Origin of the sequence: Bacillus cereus group sp. RP29, from assembly GCF_040459765.1 — a bacterium.
GTDB lineage: Bacteria > Bacillota > Bacilli > Bacillales > Bacillaceae_G > Bacillus_A > Bacillus_A paranthracis.
The window spans coordinates 1,254,861-1,279,251 of the sequence record NZ_JARVHN010000001.1 but is presented as its reverse complement, the minus strand read 5'-3'; the positions used below and the strand labels follow the sequence as shown (position 1 = coordinate 1,279,251).

Below are 24,391 nucleotides of genomic sequence, written 5' to 3'. Positions count from 1 at the left end.
AGTGGAAACCTCATAAGAGGTAACCACACCTTTTGTAAAAGTAATATATGAATGATTAGCGACGGCTAATAATGTCGTGACCGTTGCGTAAGTATGTGCTACGAGAGTTTTTCAAGCTTGCAATGCGCTCTTCAGCTAGACGATCAGCTGCTACATAAGTTGCAATGCCATCGCGTTTTGAAATTTCGATTACTTTTGCAATTGTGTCATAAATTGATTCTACGCGTTTTAATGCGCGTTCTCTATTGTATCCATATAACTCGTCTGCTACGTTAATTACGCCACCTGCATTAATTACATAGTCTGGTGCGTATACAATACCCATTTCATGAATGATGTCGCCGTGACGATCTTCTTTTAATTGGTTATTTGCAGAACCTGCAATTACTTTTGCTTTAAGTTGTGGAATAGTTTCGTCATTAACTGTTGCGCCTAATGCACATGGTGCGTAAATATCACATTCAACACCGTAAATTTCATTTGGCTCAACTGCTGTTGCACCGAATTCTTCTACTGCACGTTGTACAGCTTCTTTATTAATATCTGTAACGATTAGTTTTGCGCCTTCAGCGTGTAAATGTTTGCATAGGTGATATGCTACGTTACCAACACCTTGAACAGCAATTACTTTTCCTTCTAAATTATCAGTACCGAAAGCCTCTTTCGCAGCAGCTTTCATACCACGATAAACACCGTATGCAGTTACTGGAGATGGGTTACCAGAAGAACCGAATGATGGTGAAATACCTGTTACAAAGTCAGTTTCTTCGTGGATAATATCCATATCATCTACTGTTGTACCAACATCTTCAGCTGTAATGTAACGTCCGTTTAGTCCTTGAATATAACGACCTAATGCACGGAACATTGCTTCGCTCTTATCTTTACGTGGATCACCGATAATTACTGTTTTCGCACCACCTAAGTTTAAACCAGCTGCTGCGTTTTTGTATGTCATCCCTTTTGCAAGACGCAATGCATCTTCAATCGCCGCTTCTTCAGAATCATATGTCCACATTCTTGTTCCACCAAGAGCAGGTCCAAGTGTTGTATCATGAATTGCAATGATTGCTTTTAAACCTGATTCTTTATCTTGACAAAATACTACTTGCTCATAATCATATTTTTCTAAGTATTCGAATATTTCTAATGCCATTGTCGTTTCCCCCTAATGTTTTACCCTATTTGGTTTATTTTGAAGCAGTGGCAACTGCCAATGCTAATGAATATACTTTTGTTTCTGCTGAATCAGCACGAGATGTTAAAACAATCGGTGCTTTTGCGCCAGCAATCATTGCTCCTACTTTTGCATCCGCAAAGTATACGAGTGATTTATATAGTACATTTCCAGCTTCAATTGTTGGGACGAGTAAAATGTCTGCCTTACCTGCTACATCACTTACTATGCCTTTATGTTCTGCTGCAATTTGTGATACTGCATTATCTAAAGCAAGTGGTCCATCAACGACACAATTTTTAATTTGTCCGCGGCGATTCATTTGAGTTAACATCGCTGCATCAATTGTCGCTTGCATCGCAGGATTCACAACCTCTACCGCTGCAATTGGTGCTACCTTCGGCAAATCAATTCCTATTGCCCGGGCAACTTCTACAGTATTTTGTATAATAGCAGCTTTTTGTGTTACATCAGGTGCAATGTTCATCGCTGCATCTGTAACAAAAATGAGACGATTGTAGTTTGGAACTTCAAATGCTGCAACGTGTGAAAGTACGCTACCTTTACGAAGTCCCCACTCTTTATTTAATACAGCCTTCAAAATATTTGCTGTTGGGATGTTCCCCTTCATAAGCACATCTGCTTCGCCATTTCTTACAGCTTTAACAGAAAGTTCTGCAGCCTCAGCACTTGACTGTGTTGCAATCACTTCAATATGTTCTGAAGTTTGTAAACTATGTTCTTGTAGCATCCCCATTATTTTTTCTTGATTTCCATATAGACGAAATTGAGCTAGCTGTAATGTAATTGCTTTCGCTACAGCTTCAATTACTTCATGATCTTCAGCTACTGCTACAGCCACAGTTTTTTTAGGCTGGCCTGCCGCTTGATCAATTAAGTGTTCTAACTTCATATTTTGTAATCAACCCTTTCCGTCGTCCCTCGTCTTTTTATTAAGCAAATACCGTGCCAACTTTCAAAAGTGGTCTTACCAATAATGAAAACGCATTCAAAACACAGTAAAATCAATACTTTGGAAAATAACAAAAGATTCTGTCTTATTTTGTCGCTTTTTGTATACCATGCAATAAATTGCACGGTACGCAATTTATTGCATGCTATTTTTTGCACACTCATACTTTTCTAGCTTGTAATATAAATTTCGAACCGAAATTCCTAACGCTCTTGCTGTTTGTGTTTTATTTCCACCAAATCTCTCTAAATATTCATGAATGATATTCCCTTCAAACTCCGTCACTAAATGCTCAAGTGGCTTTTCTTCTAACTCAGGCAATAAATGAGCTTGTTTTGACTCCACTTGCTCTTCGTTATGTAATGGCGGTAAATGTTGTACATCAATATAGGTCTCGTTATAATTCATAAAGATAATAGCTCTCCCCAAAATATTTTCAAGTTCCCTCACATTCCCTGGCCATTCATATGATTGTAAATATGAAATAGCAGAATTAGTGAGCCCCTCTATATTTCGGCCATAATCTTGGTTGATTTTTTGAATTAATCTGTCTGCGATTGCCGGTATATCCCCTTTACGCTGACGAAGAGATGGGATTTGAATTGGAATTTTATTTAATCGATAATATAAATCCTCCCTAAACTTCCCTTCTAGAATGGCTTTTTCTAAATTCACGTGCGTCGCTGCAATTACTCTGACATTGATAGGGATCGCTTTCGTTCCACCAACTTTTACAATTTCTTTCTCTTGCAAAACGCGAAGGAGTTTCGCTTGCGTATTTGCAGATAGTTCCCCTATTTCATCTAAAAAGATGCTGCCGTTATTCGCTTCCTCAAAGAATCCACGTTTTCCCCCTCTTTTCGCGCCAGAAAACGCCCCTTCCTCATAACCAAACAATTCACTTTCTAACAACGTCTCCGAAATAGCTGCACAATTTACACGAACAAACTTATTATATTTCCGATTACTTCCATTATGGATAGCATGCGCAAACAATTCTTTACCTGTCCCTGACTCCCCGCGTAACAACACTGTTGCTGGTGTATTCGCCCCCAGTTTCGCCTGTTCAATAGCAGCCGTTGTTTCATCTGAATTTCCGACAATGTCATCAAATGAATATTTCGCTTCTAACGTTCGAATAATTTGCCTTGCTCTATTCAATTCATTTGTTAATTTTTGAATTTCTGATACGTCGCGAATTACACCGACGCTCCCTTTCAATATTCCATCCACAATAACTGGTGCTACGTTTACAATTACATCTCGCTTTTTTTGTCCGATTTTCATATGTATGCCTCGTACCGCCCTACGCGTTCGAAGTACTTTCATATGCATACTTTCACCTTCTACAATATCAGTTGTAGCCGGCTTTCCAATAATGTCCTCTTCTGTTAAACCTGTTAATTTCGTATATGCAGGGTTAATTACTAACCCTCGACCTTTTTCATCCACGACCGAAATGGCTTCCTCAGACGAGTTAATAATCGCCTCAAGTAACGTTTGAATCTCCTTTAAATCTGTAACTTCTTCCGCAAGATCTACAACCTCTGTTATATCTTTAAAAATCGCAAATGCCCCTTGCACTTCTCCTCCCTCTTTTAATATTGGAATACGGGTTGTAATAATTTTCTTTCCATTCTCAAGCGTCAGTTCATAATTTACTTCTATTTGTTTCGTACGTATAATACGAAGCAACTTACTAGTCGGAATAACTTCTAAAATATATTTCCCTACCGCATCTTCTTTTTTATATCCGATAATACGTTCTGCACTTTTATTGAATAGGCGAACTTGTCCTTCTTGATCAATCACTATCATACCGTCATGCGTAGAGTTTAAAATTAAATCGCCTTGCTGCGTCTGCTCTTCTAACTTTCCAATTAAATTTTCCTTCTCATGTGCTAATCTCGTAACAATTTTTGCAATATCACCTGGTATAAGAAGAGTATCTTTATGCTTTTTCTTTAATAAATCTTTATGTAAATCATCGTCACCTGTCATATCAAACATTACATCAATGTGCATAGAAAGAAACGGAGTCACACTCTCTCCAATTGCAATCCCGTATTCCTTTGCCATCTGTAACCCTTTTGCTATTGGATTTATATCAATAATCCCTATAATTTGAAATATATTCGAACTCTGTAACAGACGCAGCAGTGTACTACCACCTTCACCTGCACCAACAATTAAAACTTTTTGTTTCATATATTACACTTCCTCTCGGAGTATCTCTGCAAAATTTTTCACACCCTTATCTTACTCGTTCAGCCCCCTCTTGACAAACCCCCTTTTCATATAACATCATTAAAATAAACAAAATAATCTGAAAAGGAGCGTTTATATGCAGCGTTACCTTGCTCTATTATTAGCACTCATCCCTATTTCATTAGCTGTGTTTGGCATTAAGTTAATGAGAGATACCGTATTCGGGATTTTATTTCCTCCACTCTCTATACTATGGTTACAATTTTTAATCGGGGCTCTCTGCTTCGCGCTCGGATTTTATATCTTTGGTGGTTTCGTCTTACACCGAGATCGTAAACGAAATAAAGTACAAGCTCGCTTTCGAAGATAGGAAAGCCCTACTATTTACAAATAAAAAAATGAGACCGTTACAAGCGGTCTCATTTTTTTATTGGCAATAATGTTCTTGCCGTTTCAGGATAATCCGTAATAATCGCCGAAATATTCATATCAAAATATTTACGCATAAGTGTTTCTTCATTAATTGTATAGGGCCGAACCTCTACATCACTTTCCATCGTTAGTTCGGCAACAGCATCTTGAAGATAACGATAATTAGGATGCACTGCTGTAGCCCCCATTTTTTTTGCATATGCCCACGGACTATGCAAACCTTCGCGATATAAAATCGCTGTTTGAATATCTGGAGCCATCATATGACACCTTTTCATACTGTAATGATTAAATGAAGAAAATATAACACGATCTTCTAGATTAAATTTCCGTACAAGCGTTATAACTTCTTCTTCTAAACCTCTGTATGGAATTTTATTATTTTTAAGTTCAATATTAAGTAACAACTCTGTTTTTTCAATCCATTTTAACACCTCTTCTAAAAGAGGTATTTTACAAAATCCTACTTTATCACCAAATTTATAACTCGCATCTAATTTACATAAATCCTCATATACATAATTTCGAACCGCACCTTTTCCATTCGTTGTCCGATTCACTGTTTCATCATGAATGACGACAACCTTTCCGTCTTTCGTTAATTGAACATCCAGCTCAATTCCATCTGCCTTAAAAGATTCAGCTGCTTCAAATGAAATCATCGTATTTTCTGGGTACGTTCCCGCTGCACCACGATGCGCAAATATAAGAGTCATCCTCACTCCCCCAATCTTATGCTATACTATACGAAAAAGGAGGTACTTCTATGAGACCATTACAAATTTCTCCAGACACTGCAGTCCGCCTATCAAAAGCATTAGGTGTTCCACTTGAACAACTTATGCATATGCCGCAGCACATTTTAATTCAAAAGTTAGTTGAATTAGAAAAACAAAATAAAGACGAAGAATAATACAGTCCTGTTTCGCAGGACTTTTTATTATTTTCTATTATATCATGGATGGCTTCCTTGCTAAAATCCCTCATTGGATATACCATGATTCAATTTAACCTTCACTTCGAACATGTACAATAAAAAGACCAACGAATTCTAACATTCATTGGTCATTAATTAAAAAGTTCATTGGTTTTAAATTTACTATCGAGTATACATTTCAAGAATTATTAAGCTTTATTAAAACTTAAATCCCTTACTTCTTCTATTCTCAGCTAGCCTTATGTTCAAGTCTCAACTTATCCGCAACCATTGCGATGAACTCAGAGTTCGTAGGTTTTGCTTTTGACATAGATACTGTATAACCGAATAAGGACGAAATAGAATCGATATTCCCACGACTCCATGCTACTTCAATTGCGTGACGGATTGCACGCTCGACACGGCTTGCTGTTGTATTATATTTCTTCGCGATATCTGGATACAATACTTTCGTAATAGATCCCAGTAATTCGATGTCATTGTACACCATAGAAATTGCTTCCCTTAAGTACATGTACCCTTTAATATGAGCAGGCACACCAATTTCATGAATGATACTCGTAATGCTTGCATCTAAGTTTTTCGGTTTTCCATCTACTGTTGTTGCTGATCGGAAAGATGGCAGTGGACGTTTAATAGTAGCGTTCGCTTTACCGCTCACTTGACGAATATGACTCGTTAAATTCTCCATATCAAATGGTTTTAATATGAAATATGACGCACCTAAGTCAACTGCTTTTTTCGTCACATCTTCTTGTCCAAACGCTGTCAACATAATTACGCTAGGCTGTCTTAACCTTTCAATATGGCGCATTTTCTCTAGTACAGCTAACCCATCTAAATGTGGCATAATAATATCTAATACAAGTACATCCGGCTGCTTATCTTTTAATAAATTTAAACACTCTTGACCATTATAAGCAGTACCAATTACTTCCATATCCTCTTGAGCAGCTACATAACTCTCTAGCATTGATACTAATTCTTTATTATCATCCACAAGACATACTTTAATTTTCTCCACAGCTTTTCCTCCCTTACCGAATCGATTCTCCGACATGTGTATCCTTCTAGGCTACATGAATTGTTCGACAATTGTGTGAAAATTCCCTTTTAAAATTTGTTACTTTCCGATAAAATCACAAAAAAATATGTTTATCGTTTAATTATTCCTTTTCGCAACACATTCCATCATAGAAAAACAACGAAACGTTCAACCCTTTCCTTTTATTTTACAACAAAAAACACCTCTTGCGGAGCTTTTACAAAATTTCAACGAATTTTTCAATAGAAAAACGAGCTAATTATTAATTAGCTCGCTTTTCTTTCTTGATCATAAATGTTAATTCCAGCCTCATGTAACATCCATTCAATATGAACACCATATCCTGATGTTGGATCATTTACAAATACATGTGTAACAGCGCCAATTACCTTTCCATTTTGTACAATTGGACTTCCGCTCATCCCCTGTACGATACCACCTGTTTTCGCTAATAAACGTTTATCTGTTACTTTTATTACCATGCCTTTTGTTGCCGGAAACTTTTGCGGTACTGTACTCACAACTTCAATATCAAACGCTTCCACTTTATCTTGATCAATAACCGTTAATATTTTTGCTGGTCCTTCTTTTACTTGATGAGATAGTGCAATAGGCATTGCTTTATCCATTACGCCATTTGTCATATTTGTATTCAATTTGCCAAAAATACCAAATGGACTATTTATTGTAATATTGCCAATCACTTCACGATCAGGTGAGAACCTCGCTAATTTCTCCCCTGGATTCCCATGACTACCTCTTTCAATTGATGTAACTGTCGAACGCATAATTTGTCCATCTTCGACTTGAATCGGCTTTTTCGTATCATTATCAGAAATAACATGACCAAGTGCCCCATATTTCATAGAATCAGGATGAACAAATGTCATTGTTCCGATTCCAGCTGCCGAATCACGAATATATAAACCAATGCGATAAGACGATTCTCCACTGTCTTTTTGTGGTGTTAATTTAGTGCGGATATGCTTTCCATCCCTTAGCAAAACGAGATTAAGCGGTTCGCCTGTTTCCCCACTATTATGAATAAATGGTGCTACATCACTCATTCTTTCAATTGTTTTACCATTAATTTCAGTAATCATATCTCCAATTTGCACACCAGCTGTTTCACCAGGAGATACTTTCCCTTTTTCAGTTTGAATTAAATGATGGCCTACAACAAGTACCCCTTTTGTGTTTAACTTTACACCAATTGATTGTCCACCTGGAATAACTTTGAAATCTTTTAATACTCTCACATTTACTTTTTTCACTGGAAAACCAGCAAGCTGAAACACCATATCTGCTTCACCATTTTGATGAGAATTTACCATAAGTCCTTGTTTTTGTTCATTTGAACTTACTGTAAACACATGACGATCTGTAGATGAAGCTTTAAATACTGGTAATGAAGCTATTTCTGATTGTTGTCCTTCAAAAACAACAAGTTGCTTCGGAGATGAAATAAACGTCCGAAGCGGTTTAAAACACCCAATAAAAACTAAAGAAACAAGGAGAAAAATACCTATTATTTTGCGAAATCTTTCTAATTTCAATTTGTTCACTCTCCTCGCTCCTACCCCACATTCAGCCTTTTGGCTTCACTTTTTAATCTCTCCTTGCAATGCTTTATTTATAACCGGAAGAATTAAGAAATCATCATTTGAGAAAAAAAGCTATCCATTACTGGATAGCCTCTGCTGTCTGTTTAAAATGATGCGCTTGCGTAAGTAATTCTTTCGCATGTTCTGTCGTTAAATCTGTAATTTCCACACCAGAAATCATTCGAGCTATTTCTGTTACTTTATCCTCCATAGTTAAAACGGTAACTGATGTAATTGTTCGATCATTTGCTACTTGTTTTCGAATAAATAAATGCGAATCCGCCATTGAAGCTACTTGAGGTAAGTGCGTAATACAAAGTACTTGTGAGTTTACTGATACTCGATAAATCTTTTCCGCAATAGCCTGTGCGACCCGGCCACTTACACCAGTATCCACTTCATCAAAAATAACAGATGCAACACCTTGATGCTTAGAAAAAATGCTTTTTAAAGCTAAAATAATACGGGATAACTCTCCGCCAGAAGCAACCTTTGAAAGTGGTTTTAGCGGCTCACCCGGATTTGTTGAAATATAAAATTCCACATGATCGTAACCATCCGCTGTAAGTCTTACCGGTGCTCCCTCCACGAGAGGCTCTTCTGCATTTCCTTCTCGCTTCATAATTCTCACTTCAAATTTTGTTTTTTCCATATATAATTCTTTTAATTCCTGATGAATGGCATTTGTAAGATGTTCTGCAAGTTCATGACGCATATTACTTAACAACGTTGCTTCTTTCAGAATAACACTTTCTAATTCCTTCAACTGTTTCTTCGTCGTTTCAATATGAACGTCTTTATTTTCAATCGTAAAAATTTCTTGTTCAATTTTATCAGCATACGCTAAAATCTCTTCTACAGTATTTCCATATTTTCTCTTTAGCATACGAATTTCATTTAAACGCGTTTCAATTTCATCTAAGCGATTCGGATCATATTCCATCATATCGAGCTTTTCTCTTAGTTGATAGGCAACTTCTTCTAATAAATAATAACTATTGGCAATGGAATCATGATTTTCTTGATACACTTCATCTAAATGTGTAATACTCTCCATTTGTCCCATTGCGCTTCGTACATTATCTAACCCTTGTCCGTCAGCACTTAACGAGCGATACGCATCCCCTAATGCTTTGTAAATTTTTTCGAAATTAGAAATTTGCAATCGTTCTTCAGTTAAGTCATTTTCTTCATCTATCTTTAAATCCGCTTTACGGATTTCTTCATGCTGAAATTGAATTAAATCTAAACGATGTGCCATTTGTTGTTCATTTTCACTTAACGATTTCAACTGTTTTTTTAATTTCTCATAGTCAGCATATACGTTTTGGTATATATCTAATTGTTTAACGATACGCTCTCCATCAAAATGATCGAGCATAAATAGATGACGTTCTTCATTCATTAAGTCTTGCGTTTCGTGTTGTCCATGAATATCAACAAGTGTTTTTCCAATTTCTTTTAATACACTAAGGGTAACTAGTTTTCCATTTACACGACATACACTTTTTCCGTTTGCAGCGATATCACGCTTCAAAATAATCATGCCGTCTTCTATTTCTATATCCAACTCTTCTGCTTTTTCAATACATGGATGCTTATCATCTTCCACATAAAATAGCCCCTCTATCTCAGCTTTTTCTGTTCCGTATCGAACAAATTCTGCTGAACCACGGCCACCTACAAGTAAACTAATCGCATCAATAATAATCGATTTTCCGGCCCCTGTTTCACCACTTAAAACCGTTAATCCTTTTTGAAAAGAAATATTTAATGCCTCAATAATAGCAAAGTTTCTAATCGATAATTCCGATAACAATGCCCCATTCACCTCGTTATAAACTAATCCCCTATGAAGGGCTTTTCTCAGTTCTTTATTCAAATAGTCATACTATATGTTTGTATGTATAAATTACTTTTCTAACCGCTCCATTGTACCAAACATTTGTTTTACGGGTCAATCCACCTATTTCCTAATTTTATTCAAAGAAAATATTATATTACAATTAAGAATTCACGTTTTTAACCAATAAAAATATCCTGTTCACTTTCCACTTTACAGAGGAAAGCAAACAAGATTTTTTGTTACAGCATATTTAAGAAACGATCAGAGACAACACCTGTATCTTCAGGTGTACGGCAAATAATTAAGCAAGTATCATCACCACAAATGGTTCCGATAATCTCATCCCACTCTAAATGATCAATAAGTGCCCCAAGTGAATGAGCGTTACCAGGCAATGTTTTTAGCACAAGCATATGTCCTGCCGTGTCTAATTTTACAAATGAATCCACTAGATTGCGTTTTAATTTTTGTAACGGGTTAAATCGTTGATCTGCTGGCAAGCTATATTTATAGCGACCATCATGTAATGGCACTTTCACTAAGTGCAATTCTTTAATATCGCGCGATACTGTCGCTTGCGTTACATTAAATCCCTCATTACGTAGAATATCAACTAATTCATCTTGTGTTTCAATTTCTTTGTTCGCAATAATTTCCCTGATTTTAATATGGCGCTGACCTTTATTCATACATTTGCACCTCACACTATCTCTTACCATAGTTTAAACATTGGTATACTTCACTTATTTATGTTAACTTATAATTCGTTACTTGTACACAATTGTTTTTACAATCATTATACAATTACAACAAAAAGAGGAACAACATATGTTATTCCCCTTTCCCTTTTTGTTTTAGGACATCATGTGCCTCTGTAACTACTTGCTCAACAGAAACTGGAGAATGATTTTCGCCATTCTCACGTTCACCATGCCATTTCAGATGAATTAAAAATTCAATATTACCATCCCCGCCCGTAATTGGTGAGAATGTTAAGCCTTCTACGTCGTATCCTTCTTTTATAGCAAAGTCGACAATCATTTCTACGACAGCCTCATGTACTTTTCGATCGCGAACGATACCCTTTTTACCAACTTGCTCTCTTCCAGCTTCAAACTGCGGTTTAATTAACGCTGCTACATCCCCATTCGGCATAAGCATTGTTTTTAAAACTGGCAATATAAGTTTTAATGATATAAACGAAACATCGATACTAGCAAATTGCGGTAAACCACGTTCTAAGTCTGCTGGTGTTACGTAACGGAAGTTCGTTCGTTCCATTACGACAACACGCTCATCTTGACGCAATTTCCAAGCAAGTTGATTGTACCCTACATCTAATGCATAAGATAATTTCGCTCCATTTTGAAGCGCGCAATCGGTAAAGCCACCAGTTGATGAACCAATATCTATCATAACTTTATCTTGTAAATCAAGATGAAATGTCTCTAATGCCTTTTCAAGTTTATAACCACCACGGCTTACATACGGCATAACTTGCCCCTTCACCGTAATCTCTGTATCTTGTGGGATTTTCTCCCCTGGCTTATCCAATCTCATCTCATTCGCATATACAAGGCCGGCCATAATGGCGCGTTTTGCTTTCTCACGTGTTTCTATAAGCCCTCGCTCTACTAATAGTACATCTACTCTTTCTTTTTTCGCACTCATTTGTTACGCCCTTTTTTGTTTTGATGGAATCATTGTATGAATACGGTCTACAACAGCATCTGTCGTTAAACCGATTTCTTCTAATAATTTTGTTACACTACCGTGTTCTATGAAACGATCTGGAATACCCATTCGTTCAACTAACGCACTATGGTACCCGTTCTCAGACGCAAATTCAACTACTCCTGTTCCAAAACCACCAATTAAGCAAGCTTCTTCAATCGTTAAAATTGGTATATTTTTTCCTAAGAGATCATGTAAATATGCTTCATCCATTGGTTTAATGAAGCGAGCGTTCACTACTTTCACTGAAATACCAGCCTTTTCAAGACGCTCAGCCGCTTCCATTGCCATTGGTATTGTCGTACCAAATGTTAAAATAGCTGCTTGTGTACCTTCTTTTAACGTTTCCCATGAACCGATTGGAATCGCCTTTAATTCTTCATCCATATGAACGCCAAGTCCATTACCTCGCGCATAACGTAATGCGATTGGTCCATCTTCATATTGCATCGCCGTGTATACTAAATGTTGCCCTTCATTTTCATCTTTTGGCATCATAAGTACCATATTCGGCAAGTGGCGTAAGAATGAGATATCAAATACACCTTGATGCGTTTCACCATCTGCTCCTACTAAACCAGAGCGATCAATTCCGATGAAAACATTTAAATTTTGGCGGCATATATCATGAACAACTTGGTCATAAGCTCTTTGTAAAAATGTTGAATAAATCGCTAAGAATGGTTTCATACCTTGCGTTGCCATACCCGCTGCCATTGTTGTAGCATGCTGTTCTGCAATACCTACATCAATCATACGATCTGGGAATTCTTTTTGGAATTTCTCAAGTTTCGATCCAACAGGCATTGCAGGTGTAATTGCAACGATACGCTCATCCGTTCTCGCTAACTTAAGTACTGTTTCACTAACAACAGCACTCCATGCTGGTGCAACTTCTTTCGGTTTAACGAAGTCACCTGATTCAATTTTATAAGGTCCTGTTCCATGCCAAGTGCCAATAACATCACTCTCAGCTGGTTTGTAACCTTTTCCTTTTTTCGTAATAACATGAACAAGCACTGGGCCTTTTGTTTTCTTTGCATATTGCAACGTTTCGAATAACTTTTCATAATCATGTCCATCGACTGGACCTAAATATGTAAAGCCTAACTCTTCGAAAAAGACACCAGATACTAGTAAATATTTAAGACTATCTTTTATTTTCTCTGCTGTCGCAGCAACTTTCCCACCGACAGCTGGGATTTTCTTCAAAATATACTCTAGCTCATCTTTTACCCAATGGTATTTTCCTGCGGTACGTAGACGTCCAAGCACATTATGAAGCGCACCAACGTTTGGCGCAATTGACATTTCATTATCATTCAAAATAACAATCATGTCTGTTTTTTCATGTCCAATATGGTTCAATGCCTCTAAAGCCATTCCGCCCGTTAAAGCGCCATCACCAATGATTGGTATAACATATTCTTTCGTTTTCTTTAAATCACGTGCTAGAGCCATTCCCATTGCAGCAGATAATGATGTCGAGCTATGGCCAGTTTCCCATACATCGTGCTCACTCTCACAACGTTTTGGGAAACCACATAGACCTTGATATTGCCTTAATGTGCCGAATTCTTTTGCACGTCCAGTTAAAATTTTATGTACATAGGATTGATGTCCTACATCCCATAAAAATTTATCTTTCGGACTATCAAATAATTTATGCAGAGCAATTGTGAGTTCTACTACACCTAAATTAGGCGCAATATGTCCACCTGTTTGAGAGAGCTCTTCAATTAAAAACTTACGAATATCCTCACTCAATCCCTCTAGTTCACTGATAGACATCTCTTTCAAAAAACTAGGGTTTTGAATTTGCGTTAGATCCACATGGATCACTCACTTTCATTTCATAATCTGTCAACATGTCAAATATTATAAAAAACATTTACACAAAACAAGAAATTCTCTTTTTTTATTTTTCACCTTGTCCTGCTATTAACCAGTCTATTGCGCCCTAATCTTATTATAAACCATATTTCTTTAGGCGATGAAAAAAATAGCCGCTAACACGAAGTGATAACGGCAATGTAATCTACATATATTTTTGCCAATAACAAGAAAAGAAAAACCTTTTCCTACATTTATATCATAAAATGATGAATGACTCAACAAATGAAAACGCTGTTATATTAGTTATTACGTTTTGCAATCAAATCGCAAATAGATAGTAAATATTCATCTTGTAATTGCAAGGAACTAATAGCATCTTTTGCTTTTGCAATCGTTTCTTCTAAAATATCCTTTGCTCTATCTACAGTAAATAACGTCGTATATGTGCTCTTTTCGTTAGAAACATCACTACCAATCGGTTTTCCAATCTCTTCTTCGGTTCCTTCCACATCTAAAATATCATCTCGGATTTGGAAAGCTAGGCCGATATATTTCGCAAACTCAAGTAATTTTTCTTCCTGTTCTTCTGTCGCATCAGACAGTATCGACCCTGCAAGTACAGCGAATTCAAGTAGTTTTCCAGTCTTATGCTTATGAATATACTCTAGCTCATCGATCGTAAGCTGTTTCCCTTCCGCTTCCATATCTGCTACTTGTCCGCCAACCATTCCTTCTGGCCCTGCCGCTTTTGCAAGCTCAAGTACAAGTCTTACTTTTTTCTCAGCAGAGATTTCCTTTTGTTCATATGCCATAATAACTTGAAAAGCATATGTCAACAAACCATCTCCTGCTAAAACTGCCATCGCTTCACCAAATACTTTATGATTTGTGGGCTTCCCTCTTCTTAAATCATCATCATCCATACAAGGTAAATCATCATGAACTAACGAGTATGTATGTATCATTTCAAGAGCACAAGCTGCACCTACACCAAGATTTTTTTCTTTACCAAACGCTTGTAATGTTGCAAATAAAAGTAACGGGCGGAGACGCTTTCCACCCGCTTCCAAAGAATATGCCATCGCTTCACGAAGTACATTTGGACATTGTAATTCATTTGCATAGCTTACAAGCTTCTCTTCTACGAAAGTTTTACTTTCTTTCAAAAAAGTATCAAAAGCAATTGTCACTATGCTTCATCTCCTAAAGCAGTAAACGGTTCAAGCTCTCCATCTTCCCCAAGAATAACTGCCATTTGTTCTTGTACGTTCTTCAACTTCTCATCACAAAGCTTAGATAATTCCATACCCTCTTTAAAATAAGAAATTGCTTCTTCTAAAGGTACGTCACCTTGCTCTAATTTAGAAACGAGGTGCTCAAGTTGCGAAATTGCCTCTTCAAAGCTTAATTTATTTTCCATTATTCAATTCACGCTCCTCTATTCCTGATACGCTACAATCTAATATTCCATCTTGTAATTGAACTGAAACAGCATCTCCAAGGCTAACATCTTTCACACTTTTTAACACTTGCTTCTCTTCATCATATACAAGCCCGTACCCTCTCATCATTACTTTAAGCGGACTTAGCGCTTCAAGTTTTTGAGCAGCTCTTACAAAGGCAAATTCTTTCGTTTGGAGTAACGTTTGCATTTCACGTTGCAATTGCTTTTGCAATGTTTCAACTGCTACCTTTGTTTGCATAATTTTTTGAGATGGGTGGTGCTTCTCTAAATAAAATGAAAGCTGTTTTAACTGATTTACCTTTTTATCAATATAGCGCTCTTTCGCTAACACAAGCTGTTCTAACGCTCTATCCAATTGCTCTTCTTTTTGCTCATATACTTGTCTTGGATAACGGAACGCATAAGATTTTTGCAATACTTGTAGTTTTTCTTCTTTTTTATGTACTAACTCTCTCATTGCTCTTTGCAACCTTAGAGTTCTTTGTAATACCTTTTCTTGTAACTCGATAATATTAGGCGCTGCCAGCTCAGCCGCTGCAGTTGGTGTTGGTGCTCTTAAATCGGCAACAAAATCCGCAATTGTAAAGTCTGTTTCATGGCCTACTGCTGAAATAATAGGAATCTCACTCTTGAAAATAGCTCTTGCAACCATTTCTTCGTTAAACGCCCACAATTCCTCAATAGAACCTCCACCGCGCCCAACGATTAGGACATCTATCCCTTCCATTTCATTCGCTGTACGGATCGCTTGTACAATTGAGGGAGCTGCTGACTCCCCCTGTACAAGTACTGGAAAGACAATAACATTTCCAATTGGATAACGACGTTTAATCGTTGTTATAATATCACGAATCGCTGCTCCTGTTGGTGACGTAATCACACCTATTGTTTTCGCATAAGGAGGGATTGTTTTTTTATAAACTTGAGAAAACAATCCTTCTTCCTCTAAACGAACCTTTAATTGTTCGTAAGCTAAATGCAGGTTTCCGACTCCGTCAGGCTGCATGTCTTGAATATAAATTTGATAAGAACCACTCGCCTCGTAAACAGAGATTTTCCCTTTCACGAGTACCTTCATCCCATTTTCAGGTCTGAATTTAATATTACGATTATGACCCGCAAACATAACCGCTGCGATTCTTGCATTTTCATCTTTCAATGTAAAATACATGTGGCCACGGCTATGATTTTTAAAGTTGGAAATTTCACCTTTTAACCAAACAGACTGTAAATGCGGATCATATTCTATTTTTGTTTTTATATAGCGTGTTAACGCTGTAACGGTTAAATATTGTTTCTCCATTTCTCTCTCCTCATAGCCGACTCAAATTATTTACAAACGACACCTGCACGCTTAGCCGATTCAACAGTATTATGAAGAAGCATTGTGATCGTCATTGGACCAACACCCTTTGGCACAGGTGTAATGTAACCTGCAACATCTAGCACGTTGTCAAAGTCAACATCACCACAAAGTTTCCCTGTTTCTAAACGGTTTACACCAACGTCGATTACAACTGCTCCTTCTTTTATATAATCAGCTGTTACCATTTTAGGTCGTCCTACTGCTACGATTAAAATATCAGCTAATTTCGTTAACTCTTTCATATTTTGCGTCTTAGAATGACAGTATGTGACAGTTGCATTTTCATTTAAGAACAATTGTCCCACTGGCTTGCCGACAATATTACTTCTTCCAATTACTACAACATGTTTTCCTGAGATATCAAGATTTGTTTCTTTTACTAACTCTACAATACCATGCGGTGTACATGGAAGGAATGTATCTTGTCCCGTCATCATACGTCCTACGCTGATTGGGTGAAATCCATCTACATCTTTTTCTGGTGAAATTCTTTCAATGATAGCTTTTTCTTCAATATGTTTTGGTAAAGGTAATTGCACTAATATGCCATTAATGCGGTCATCGCCATTTAAGCGATCGATTTCAGCAAGCAAACGCTCCTCCGTAATTGTTTCAGGAAATTCAATTAGCTCTGAATAAATTCCTACTTGTTCACAGCCCTTTTCTTTTCCTTTTACATAAGAACGAGATGCTGGATCTTCTCCAACTAAAATAACTGCTAATCCTGGTACAATCCCTTGCTCTTTCAACTTCACAACTTCTTCTGTTAATTGTGCTCGTTTTTTCTCCGCAACTTCATTTCCTTTGATGATTACTGCTACCATTTTAAGATTCCCCCTTAAAGAAATTACAGTGTATCTTTTATATTAGATAAAACGCCGTTAATAAAACGACGAGATTCCTCATCCCCAAATGTTTTAGCAATTTCAATTGCCTCGTTAATTGTTACGTTGTGTGGAATTTCTTCCATGTATTTCATTTCATACACAGCTACACGTAAAATACTGCGATCAACAATACTAATACGCTCAAGCTTCCACTTTTTTAAATTTTGACGAATCGCTTCATCAATTACTTCTTTATTTTCTACAAAACCTACAACAAGTGATTCTAGAAACTCATTTGTTTCTTCACCTTCATCTAGCGTGTTTTCCACTGCTACTTTCGGTTCTAATTCACCTGTAATATCCATTTGATATAATGCTTGCATAGCTCTTTCTCTAGCCGTCCTACGTTTCATTGTAACTCTCCTTTATGCTTCAAGTCTTTCCTTATGCTTTGTTATATTATTATAATTTATAAGCCGTCAATTCACTTACTCTTACAGTTTTCATTGATTTTCCAACCTTATAATACAATGATAATAACACAATTTATCGTTTCACACACGGGTTACAAGGCTGAAAAATAATAAAAAGATTAACTTCAAGTTCCATATCTTATCACAATGTACGTTTTTTGGTAAAACGAAACATTTTCTTTTTTATTTCTCATTTTTTGAAATAGTATAATAATTAGAGGGTTGTAATTTGTGAAGAAATGAAACGATAAAAAAGATGCCTATGTTACTAGGCACCTTTTTCATTCTTACACTGGTTCGATTTCTGTTTTTTGTGTTTCGAATGTTACGCCAACGATGTGAACATTCACTTCTTTTGGCTCAAGCCCTGTCATTGTAAAGAGTGCTTGGCGAATGTTGTCTTGAATCTTTTGTGCAACAACTGGAATTGCTACGCCAAAATACATTACAACATAAAGGTCAACGATAATATCTTCGTTTGCTAATTCAACCTTTACACCTTTACCATGATTTTTCTTACCTAACTTCTCAACAACATCTGTAGCAAAATTACCACGCATTGCCGCTACGCCTTCTACCTCAGCAGCTGCAATACCTGCGATTACTTCAATTACTTCTGGTGCAATTTCTACTTTACCAAGAGTTGTATCTTGACCCATATCTAACATATGTTCAGCCATGAAAAAAACCTCCTTTAATGTATCACTGCGTCACAAGTTCATGCTCTTCCAAAAATTTCGTATTAAACTCACCTTTTACAAAATCAGGATGATCTAACAATTGCAAATGGAACGGGATTGTTGTATGTACGCCTTCAACGACAAACTCACTGAGTGCACGCTTCATTTTTGCAATTGCCTCTTCACGTGTTTTTCCGTGAACAATTAATTTAGCAACCATCGAATCATAGAAAGGTGGGATTGAATATCCCGGATATACAGCTGAATCGACGCGAATACCAAATCCGCCTGGTGGCAAGTACATTTCTACTTTACCTGGAGATGGCATAAATTTTTTGGCAGGGTTTTCCGCATTAATTCGGCATTCAATTGCCCAACCATTAAATTGTACTTCTTCTTGCTGTAACGATAACTTTTCTCCAGAAGCAACAAGAATTTGTTCTTTAATTAAGTCTACCCCTGTTACCATTTCAGTAACTGGATGCTCAACTTGGATTCTCGTATTCATCTCCATGAAATAAAAGCTTTTCGTTTTATATTCATAAATAAACTCAACCGTACCAGCACCTGTATAATCAACCGCTACCGCTGCTTTAACTGCCGCCTCACCCATCTGCTTACGCACATTTTCATCAAGTGCTGGTGATGGACTTTCTTCTAGTAGTTTTTGCAAGCGGCGCTGAATCGTACAATCACGCTCTCCTAAATGAATGGCATTTCCGTGTGTATCTGCCATTATTTGAATCTCAACATGGCGGAAATCTTCAACGTACTTTTCTAAGTATACACCAGGGTTCCCAAAAGCGGTACTAGCTTCTTGCTGTGTAATTTGAATTCCTTTTACAAGCTCCTCTTCATGACGCGCAACACGAATACCTTTTCCGCCGCCACCTGCAGTCGCTTTAATAATAACAGGATATCCAATTTGATTCGCAAGTTCGATCGCTTCTTCGGTATTTTTAATAATTCCTTGTGAACCTGGTACAATCGGAACCCCTGCTTCTTTCATTGTATCACGAGCAACGTCTTTTGTGCCCATCTTTGAAATAGCTTCTGGACTTGGACCGATAAAAATTAAGTTACACTCACGGCATAACTCTGCAAAATCTGCATTCTCTGCTAAAAATCCGTATCCCGGATGAATTGCATCGCAGCCTGTTAACTTCGCAACACTAATAATGTTCGTCAAATTTAAATAGCTTTCTTTCGAAATCGTTGGTCCTACACAATACGCCTCATCAGCAATTTGTACGTGAAGTGACTCTTTATCCGCTTCTGAATAAATTGCGACTGTTTCAATATCCATTTCTTTACAAGCACGAATAATTCGTACAGCGATTTCCCCACGATTGGCTATTAATACTTTTTTTATCATCACAAAGACTCCCTTATTACGCTTTTACAAGAAATAGCGGTTGTCCATACTCAACAAGCTGTCCGTTATTAACAAGAATCTCAACAATTTCTCCATCTATATCTGCATCGATTTCGTTAAATAACTTCATAGCCTCGACAATACATACGATAGAATCTTTCGATACTCTATCCCCAACACTTACATATGGAGGCGTATCAGGAGAAGAAGAAGAATAGAATGTACCTACCATTGGTGATGTAATTTTATGTAGGTTTTCATTCTGAACAGCTTTTTTCTCTTCTTGTTTTGGCACTTCCACTTGTGCTGCCGCTACTGTCGTTTCAACTTCAACAGGTGCTACTGGTTGCACGGCTTGTTTTGCTACAGGCGCTTGCACCGCAACAACTTCATTGCCACGCTTTTTCATTTTGATTGTCGTACCATCTTTTTTGTATTCAAATTCATCAATATTAGAGCTATCAATTAATTTAATTAATTCACGAACTTCTTGAATTTTAAACATGTAAAATCCACTCCCATACTCTTGTTTGTCCCGTTTTTACAGATTTCTCTTCACTAAAACTAGATTGACTGTAAAAATACGATGTACTCTATTAGAAAATGTATTTCATTTACTAATAGAAATAGTTACTATTTCCATCTTACGATAAATTTTTTAAACATTCCAATTTATATTTCTTTATAATAAATCGAAACTCCTGTAAAAATATTATTCCAATAAAAATTTATTACCTAGTAATAATACCAAGTTTCACACAAAATTGGCAAGACCACTTCCGAAAAAACATTCCTTACTTTTCAAAATACTATAAAGTAAACCTACCATTACCGCTTTACTCGTCACCTCATCTATAGTCAATAACGTATTTTTACCAAATATTATTTTTTTGTTTACACGTCGTTCATCATTCCTTCATATAAGAATAGTATGTTCAAAGTGTAGAAAATATATCGTATCGAGGTGTGGACATATGATATGGCTCATTCTCTTCTTACCTGCCGTAATGGTCTGGGCATTCGTTCTCTTCATCCACGTCAAATCCGGAAAAAGTAATCATCACTACCATGAACCGCTAATCTTTTACTCACAACGTATTTCTCCGTTCCGAGTTGAACATAGTAAAAACAAAGACGAAACAGAAAAAAGCTATCGAAAATGATAGCTTTTTTCTATTATTATTTTTATCTAACTATTTTCAAACAATCCGATTACTAAAAACGAATAATCCGCGGAGGAATTCCCCGCGGATTATTCGTTTTATTTTGTTGGTGGATCAAATTTTACACCTACATCTTTTGATCCGCCTTCACTTCTTACAAGTTGTATAATTTTATTCGCTTCTTTTTGTGAATGTTTTGCTGCTTTTACAGTTACTTTAATGTCAGTTCCATCAGCTCTTACAAGGGCATCTTTATATCCACCTTGAGATTTAATTACTGTCTCAAGTAATTCTTGCTTCGTTTCCATTGTAGTGATTGCATCAAAATTTTCTTTCGCTTTATTCTTTTCTGTTGCTGAAGCTTTTGTTGAACTCATCACTTCTTGTAATTTTGCTTTTTGTTCACTTCGCTGATCTTCCATTTGCATACGTAATGCTGTGAAATTTTCATCACTTGATTGAACTGTTACGTTAGCTTCTTTTTTGCTTGTTTCTTTTGTAGCACTCTCTTTTTTATCTGTTTCTTTGTTTGTTTCTTTATTTGATGTTTCCTTGTTTGTATTTTCTTTTTTAGGCGTTTCTTTAGGTGCTTCATTTGTTACTGCTTTATCAGTACCTTGTTTTTCTTGTCCAATCTTTTCACCTGTTGCCGGCGATGCTGTATTCATTTTGTCTGGAGTTGTTACGTAATACACAGATAGTACAACAACTAAACTTAACATCGTTAATAGCCAAACCGTTTGTTTTTTTAACACTTTATTTCCTCCCTATCAATTTTTCGGTGAAACTGAAACGCGATGGGCTGGTACATCTAGTAGCCGTATGACAGCTTCTTTTACCATCGCTTTAACTTGTATATTATCCACTCCCTTTGCTACGACAAGAACACCTCGCACTTTCGGTTTCTCTGTTCGTAAAACAACGGGAGTTTCTTTATCCCCTTCACGTATAATGACTGTCTTTTCATCAAGAGACTCATCTTCTACTTCCCTCTTGCCACCTGTTTTATCTGTTTCACCTGTTGTTTGTGAACGTTTCACTGTATTTTTTTCTAATATTTTTTCCTCTGATGAGTCTAAATTTACATTAATCGTTACATCTTTTACTCCTGCTATTTCTTCTAAGGCTGCTTTTAATTCTTGTTCATACGCTTTTTCATATTTTTCTACAATTGACATATTATCATTATTTTTTTGTCCAAAAGTTGGTACGTCTTTTTCTTGGTTTTGAGTTTTTTGTTCTTTAAATACAGGTACTTCTTCTTTTTTACTTGAAAAGAAACTACTAGAAAACATAAGCAACATTCCAAGTATGAGTAGGACAAGTAAGAACTTAGGTGTTACCTTTTTTCCCTTCTCATTACTTTCTTTTTCATCTCCATTCAATAAGTTTCGAAAAAATGAGAACTTCGAATTTTTATCTTTATTGTCCATTTACTCTACCTGTCCTCCCTTCCATTTGAACTTGGATTTGTTTATTCTCTAGTTGCCACCTGCTTGAAAAGAAGTCTTTCATTTCTCCATTCGTTTCCTCTACTTTTTTCGGTGGTTCTTTCGTATTAATTTCAACTGGTTTTACTGTTTCGATTGCATCATTTTTACTACGTTCTTTTTCTTTCAACGTCACAACAACAGATTGAATATCTTTCGCTGACTTTACTTCCGCTGTGCTTTCCGCTGCGACTATTTGTATTTCAGAGACTGACATACCATACTGTTTCTCAAACTCTTTTCCTACTTCTTTTTTCATTTTGGTAGCCATCTCTTCTAAACTATATGCACGTGTTAGAGCTTGTATTTCTTTTTTCTTCGAATCTATTGAATTTTTTACAGATCCTTCTGCTACGTACTTCTCTTCATTAAAATTTGCGATTACTTCATTTACATCTGTTTGCAATAGTTTAAAAAGGGGCGTTAAAATTAAAACAACTAATAATAGACTTACAACGAATTTAACGTACTTTTGCAAATTGGAATTTGGAAGAATAAGATGAAGCATTGTCGCTAAGAGTAAAAAAACGATAATATTTCTAATCCACTCTGTAACAAATTGCATACCCTTCACCTCCTACCGCATCATAAGTGTAATGTTCCCCGCAGCAATAATAATTGTGATACTTAAAAAGAACATAAACGATACGATAGCTAAGCAAGCAAATACATAAATGATGCTCCGTCCAATGATATCTAAACATTGAATGATTGCTCCGCCGCCAACTGGTTGCAATACTGCTGCTGCGAACTTATAAATAAATGCGATGCAAAAAATTTGAATCGCTGGAAAAGCGACAATTAAACATAGAATGACGAGTCCGATAATTCCGACTGTGTTTTTTAATAATCCCGACGCACTAATAACTGTATCCGCCGCCTCTGTAAACATTCTTCCTACTACGGGAATAAAGTTTCCTGTTACAAATTTAGCTGTTTTCACAGCGATTCCATCCGCAACAGCTGTCGCTGTTCCTTGTACAGATAATACGCCTAAAAAAATCGTTAAAAAAATACCGATAATCCCGACGCTAACGTTTTGCAGAAGCTTGGACAATTTCGTAACTTTATATTGATCACTCATCGTACTTACAATACTTAATATCGTTGCAAGTAATAAAAGTGGTAGAACGATATAATTCATCAAAAGCCCACTCGTATTCATTAAGAAGATGATAATCGGATGAAAAAACGATACGGATACAACGCCACCACCTGTCGCTATGAGTGCAAGCAAGATAGGTAATAACGCTAATATGAAATCTACCATTGTTTGTATCGTTTCTCTTGCATATGTCATAACGACATAAAAGCTATTTAAAGCGAAAATAATTAGTACCATATATACAACTGCATCGGCTATTTTGCTTACGCTACTCTTTGAAAATGCAGATTGCAGTGATTGCAACAATGCACTAAAAATTGTGAGCATAATGAGCGTTCCGAGTAGTTTCCCATTTGCAACAAGTTCGTGAAATAAGTACTTTAATAAACCTAGCATCCACTCTTTTATAGAGATTTCTTTTTCTCCCTTTACAAACTCCATAAAGCTACCTTTTTGACTCTCTGGTAAGTAACCTCCATATTTTGTAACAAGCCCGTCCCAAAATTGCTTCACATCTTCAATTCCGAGCTTATCCAATTGTTGATCAACGACGTTTGTCTCTACAGGAGAAGCTTGTACAACAACTGGTAAAGAAAAGAAAAGGAAGCAAGCAAATAGCAGCTTAGCTCCAAACCCCCTCAACATTCACTCCCCC

The 24,391-nt window shown here is 36.6% G+C and carries 25 protein-coding genes; 3 read left to right on the top strand and 22 right to left on the bottom strand.

Going from position 1 to position 24,391, the window contains the following annotated elements; all coding sequences use genetic code 11:
* Nucleotides 1–55: 55 nt before the first annotated feature.
* The 3 genes from QCI47_RS06715 to QCI47_RS06705 form a co-directional block, all read right to left on the bottom strand.
* Nucleotides 56–1,156: a leucine dehydrogenase gene (locus QCI47_RS06715; RefSeq protein WP_001162675.1), complete on the bottom strand. Its 1,101-nt coding sequence runs from the start codon at nt 1,154–1,156 to the stop codon at nt 56–58.
* A gap of 34 nt (nt 1,157–1,190) precedes the next feature.
* A complete protein-coding gene (yqiS, locus tag QCI47_RS06710) occupies nt 1,191–2,090 on the bottom strand; it encodes a phosphate butyryltransferase (protein WP_000763079.1) in 900 nt (299 codons plus the stop codon).
* A gap of 195 nt (nt 2,091–2,285) precedes the next feature.
* Nucleotides 2,286–4,358, bottom strand: coding sequence for a sigma-54 interaction domain-containing protein (locus QCI47_RS06705; protein ID WP_000811008.1), 2,073 nt, complete (start codon nt 4,356–4,358; stop codon nt 2,286–2,288).
* 136 nt (nt 4,359–4,494) lie between these two features.
* Here QCI47_RS06705 and QCI47_RS06700 point away from each other — a divergent pair, with 136 nt between their 5' ends.
* Nucleotides 4,495–4,728, top strand: coding sequence for a DUF2627 domain-containing protein (locus tag QCI47_RS06700; protein WP_001190187.1), 234 nt, complete (start codon nt 4,495–4,497; stop codon nt 4,726–4,728).
* 49 nt (nt 4,729–4,777) lie between these two features.
* Here the strand turns inward: QCI47_RS06700 and QCI47_RS06695 are convergent, their stop codons facing one another.
* Nucleotides 4,778–5,506: a glycerophosphodiester phosphodiesterase gene (locus QCI47_RS06695; protein WP_000172563.1), complete on the bottom strand. Its 729-nt coding sequence runs from the start codon at nt 5,504–5,506 to the stop codon at nt 4,778–4,780.
* Nucleotides 5,507–5,556: 50 nt separating this feature from the next.
* Here QCI47_RS06695 and QCI47_RS06690 point away from each other — a divergent pair, with 50 nt between their 5' ends.
* The gene (locus QCI47_RS06690) at nt 5,557–5,703 is read left to right on the top strand and encodes a YycC family protein (protein WP_001247671.1); all 147 of its coding nucleotides are present in this window, start codon (nt 5,557–5,559) and stop codon (nt 5,701–5,703) included.
* Nucleotides 5,704–5,956: 253 nt separating this feature from the next.
* Here QCI47_RS06690 and spo0A read toward each other — a convergent pair whose 3' ends face one another.
* The 14 genes from spo0A to accB form a co-directional block, all read right to left on the bottom strand.
* Nucleotides 5,957–6,751, bottom strand: a complete 795-nt coding sequence (gene spo0A / locus QCI47_RS06685; protein WP_014297988.1) for a sporulation transcription factor Spo0A — start codon at nt 6,749–6,751, stop codon at nt 5,957–5,959.
* 287 nt (nt 6,752–7,038) lie between these two features.
* The gene (gene spoIVB, locus QCI47_RS06680) at nt 7,039–8,337 is read right to left on the bottom strand and encodes a SpoIVB peptidase (RefSeq protein ID WP_002028467.1); all 1,299 of its coding nucleotides are present in this window, start codon (nt 8,335–8,337) and stop codon (nt 7,039–7,041) included.
* Between the two features lie 118 nt (nt 8,338–8,455).
* A complete protein-coding gene (recN, locus tag QCI47_RS06675; RefSeq protein WP_000947749.1) occupies nt 8,456–10,195 on the bottom strand; it encodes a DNA repair protein RecN in 1,740 nt (579 codons plus the stop codon).
* Between the two features lie 266 nt (nt 10,196–10,461).
* A complete protein-coding gene (argR, locus tag QCI47_RS06670) occupies nt 10,462–10,911 on the bottom strand; it encodes an arginine repressor ArgR (protein WP_001032581.1) in 450 nt (149 codons plus the stop codon).
* Between the two features lie 142 nt (nt 10,912–11,053).
* Nucleotides 11,054–11,893 (bottom strand): TlyA family rRNA (cytidine-2'-O)-methyltransferase, encoded by an 840-nt coding sequence (locus tag QCI47_RS06665; RefSeq protein ID WP_001274742.1) that lies wholly within the window; start codon nt 11,891–11,893, stop codon nt 11,054–11,056.
* A 3-nt stretch (nt 11,894–11,896) separates the two neighbouring features.
* Nucleotides 11,897–13,789 carry a 1-deoxy-D-xylulose-5-phosphate synthase gene (gene dxs / locus QCI47_RS06660; RefSeq protein WP_000366458.1) on the bottom strand — a complete coding sequence of 631 codons (1,893 nt, stop codon included), beginning with the start codon at nt 13,787–13,789 and terminating at the stop codon, nt 11,897–11,899.
* Nucleotides 13,790–14,091: 302 nt separating this feature from the next.
* Nucleotides 14,092–14,982 carry a (2E,6E)-farnesyl diphosphate synthase gene (ispA, locus tag QCI47_RS06655; protein WP_000150360.1) on the bottom strand — a complete coding sequence of 297 codons (891 nt, stop codon included), beginning with the start codon at nt 14,980–14,982 and terminating at the stop codon, nt 14,092–14,094.
* Entirely contained in the window at nt 14,982–15,212 is a 231-nt protein-coding gene (gene xseB / locus QCI47_RS06650; RefSeq protein ID WP_000428423.1) for an exodeoxyribonuclease VII small subunit, read from the bottom strand. The genes ispA and xseB overlap by 1 nt, the downstream gene beginning before the upstream one ends.
* Nucleotides 15,202–16,560 carry an exodeoxyribonuclease VII large subunit gene (gene xseA / locus QCI47_RS06645; protein WP_000415266.1) on the bottom strand — a complete coding sequence of 453 codons (1,359 nt, stop codon included), beginning with the start codon at nt 16,558–16,560 and terminating at the stop codon, nt 15,202–15,204. The genes xseB and xseA overlap by 11 nt, the downstream gene beginning before the upstream one ends.
* A 26-nt stretch (nt 16,561–16,586) precedes the next feature.
* Nucleotides 16,587–17,447, bottom strand: a complete 861-nt coding sequence (gene folD, locus QCI47_RS06640) for a bifunctional methylenetetrahydrofolate dehydrogenase/methenyltetrahydrofolate cyclohydrolase FolD (protein ID WP_000226726.1) — start codon at nt 17,445–17,447, stop codon at nt 16,587–16,589.
* Between the two features lie 23 nt (nt 17,448–17,470).
* Nucleotides 17,471–17,863, bottom strand: a complete 393-nt coding sequence (gene nusB, locus QCI47_RS06635; protein ID WP_000830249.1) for a N utilization substance protein NusB — start codon at nt 17,861–17,863, stop codon at nt 17,471–17,473.
* Nucleotides 17,864–18,210: 347 nt separating this feature from the next.
* Entirely contained in the window at nt 18,211–18,603 is a 393-nt protein-coding gene (locus QCI47_RS06630) for an Asp23/Gls24 family envelope stress response protein (protein WP_000807630.1), read from the bottom strand.
* A gap of 22 nt (nt 18,604–18,625) precedes the next feature.
* Nucleotides 18,626–19,978: an acetyl-CoA carboxylase biotin carboxylase subunit gene (gene accC / locus QCI47_RS06625; protein WP_000592876.1), complete on the bottom strand. Its 1,353-nt coding sequence runs from the start codon at nt 19,976–19,978 to the stop codon at nt 18,626–18,628.
* A gap of 16 nt (nt 19,979–19,994) precedes the next feature.
* The gene (gene accB / locus QCI47_RS06620; RefSeq protein ID WP_061132213.1) at nt 19,995–20,483 is read right to left on the bottom strand and encodes an acetyl-CoA carboxylase biotin carboxyl carrier protein; all 489 of its coding nucleotides are present in this window, start codon (nt 20,481–20,483) and stop codon (nt 19,995–19,997) included.
* A 469-nt stretch (nt 20,484–20,952) separates the two neighbouring features.
* On the opposite strand from accB, the gene QCI47_RS06615 reads away from it, so the two are divergent.
* A complete protein-coding gene (locus QCI47_RS06615; RefSeq protein WP_002081027.1) occupies nt 20,953–21,141 on the top strand; it encodes a hypothetical protein in 189 nt (62 codons plus the stop codon).
* Nucleotides 21,142–21,239: 98 nt separating this feature from the next.
* Here the strand turns inward: QCI47_RS06615 and QCI47_RS06610 are convergent, their stop codons facing one another.
* The 4 genes from QCI47_RS06610 to spoIIIAE are packed head-to-tail and all read right to left on the bottom strand — an operon-like array spanning nt 21,240 to nt 24,381.
* A complete protein-coding gene (locus QCI47_RS06610) occupies nt 21,240–21,896 on the bottom strand; it encodes a SpoIIIAH-like family protein (RefSeq protein WP_000914701.1) in 657 nt (218 codons plus the stop codon).
* Nucleotides 21,897–21,911: 15 nt separating this feature from the next.
* On the bottom strand, nt 21,912–22,574 hold the full coding sequence (gene spoIIIAG, locus QCI47_RS06605; protein ID WP_309422237.1) for a stage III sporulation protein AG: 663 nt from the start codon (nt 22,572–22,574) through the stop codon (nt 21,912–21,914).
* Complete coding sequence (gene spoIIIAF / locus QCI47_RS06600) at nt 22,564–23,196, bottom strand: stage III sporulation protein AF (protein WP_001161050.1); 633 nt, start codon at nt 23,194–23,196, stop codon at nt 22,564–22,566. The genes spoIIIAG and spoIIIAF overlap by 11 nt, the downstream gene beginning before the upstream one ends.
* Nucleotides 23,197–23,208: 12 nt before the next feature.
* Nucleotides 23,209–24,381, bottom strand: a complete 1,173-nt coding sequence (spoIIIAE, locus tag QCI47_RS06595) for a stage III sporulation protein AE (protein ID WP_000943695.1) — start codon at nt 24,379–24,381, stop codon at nt 23,209–23,211.
* Between the last annotated feature and the right edge of the window lie 10 nt (nt 24,382–24,391).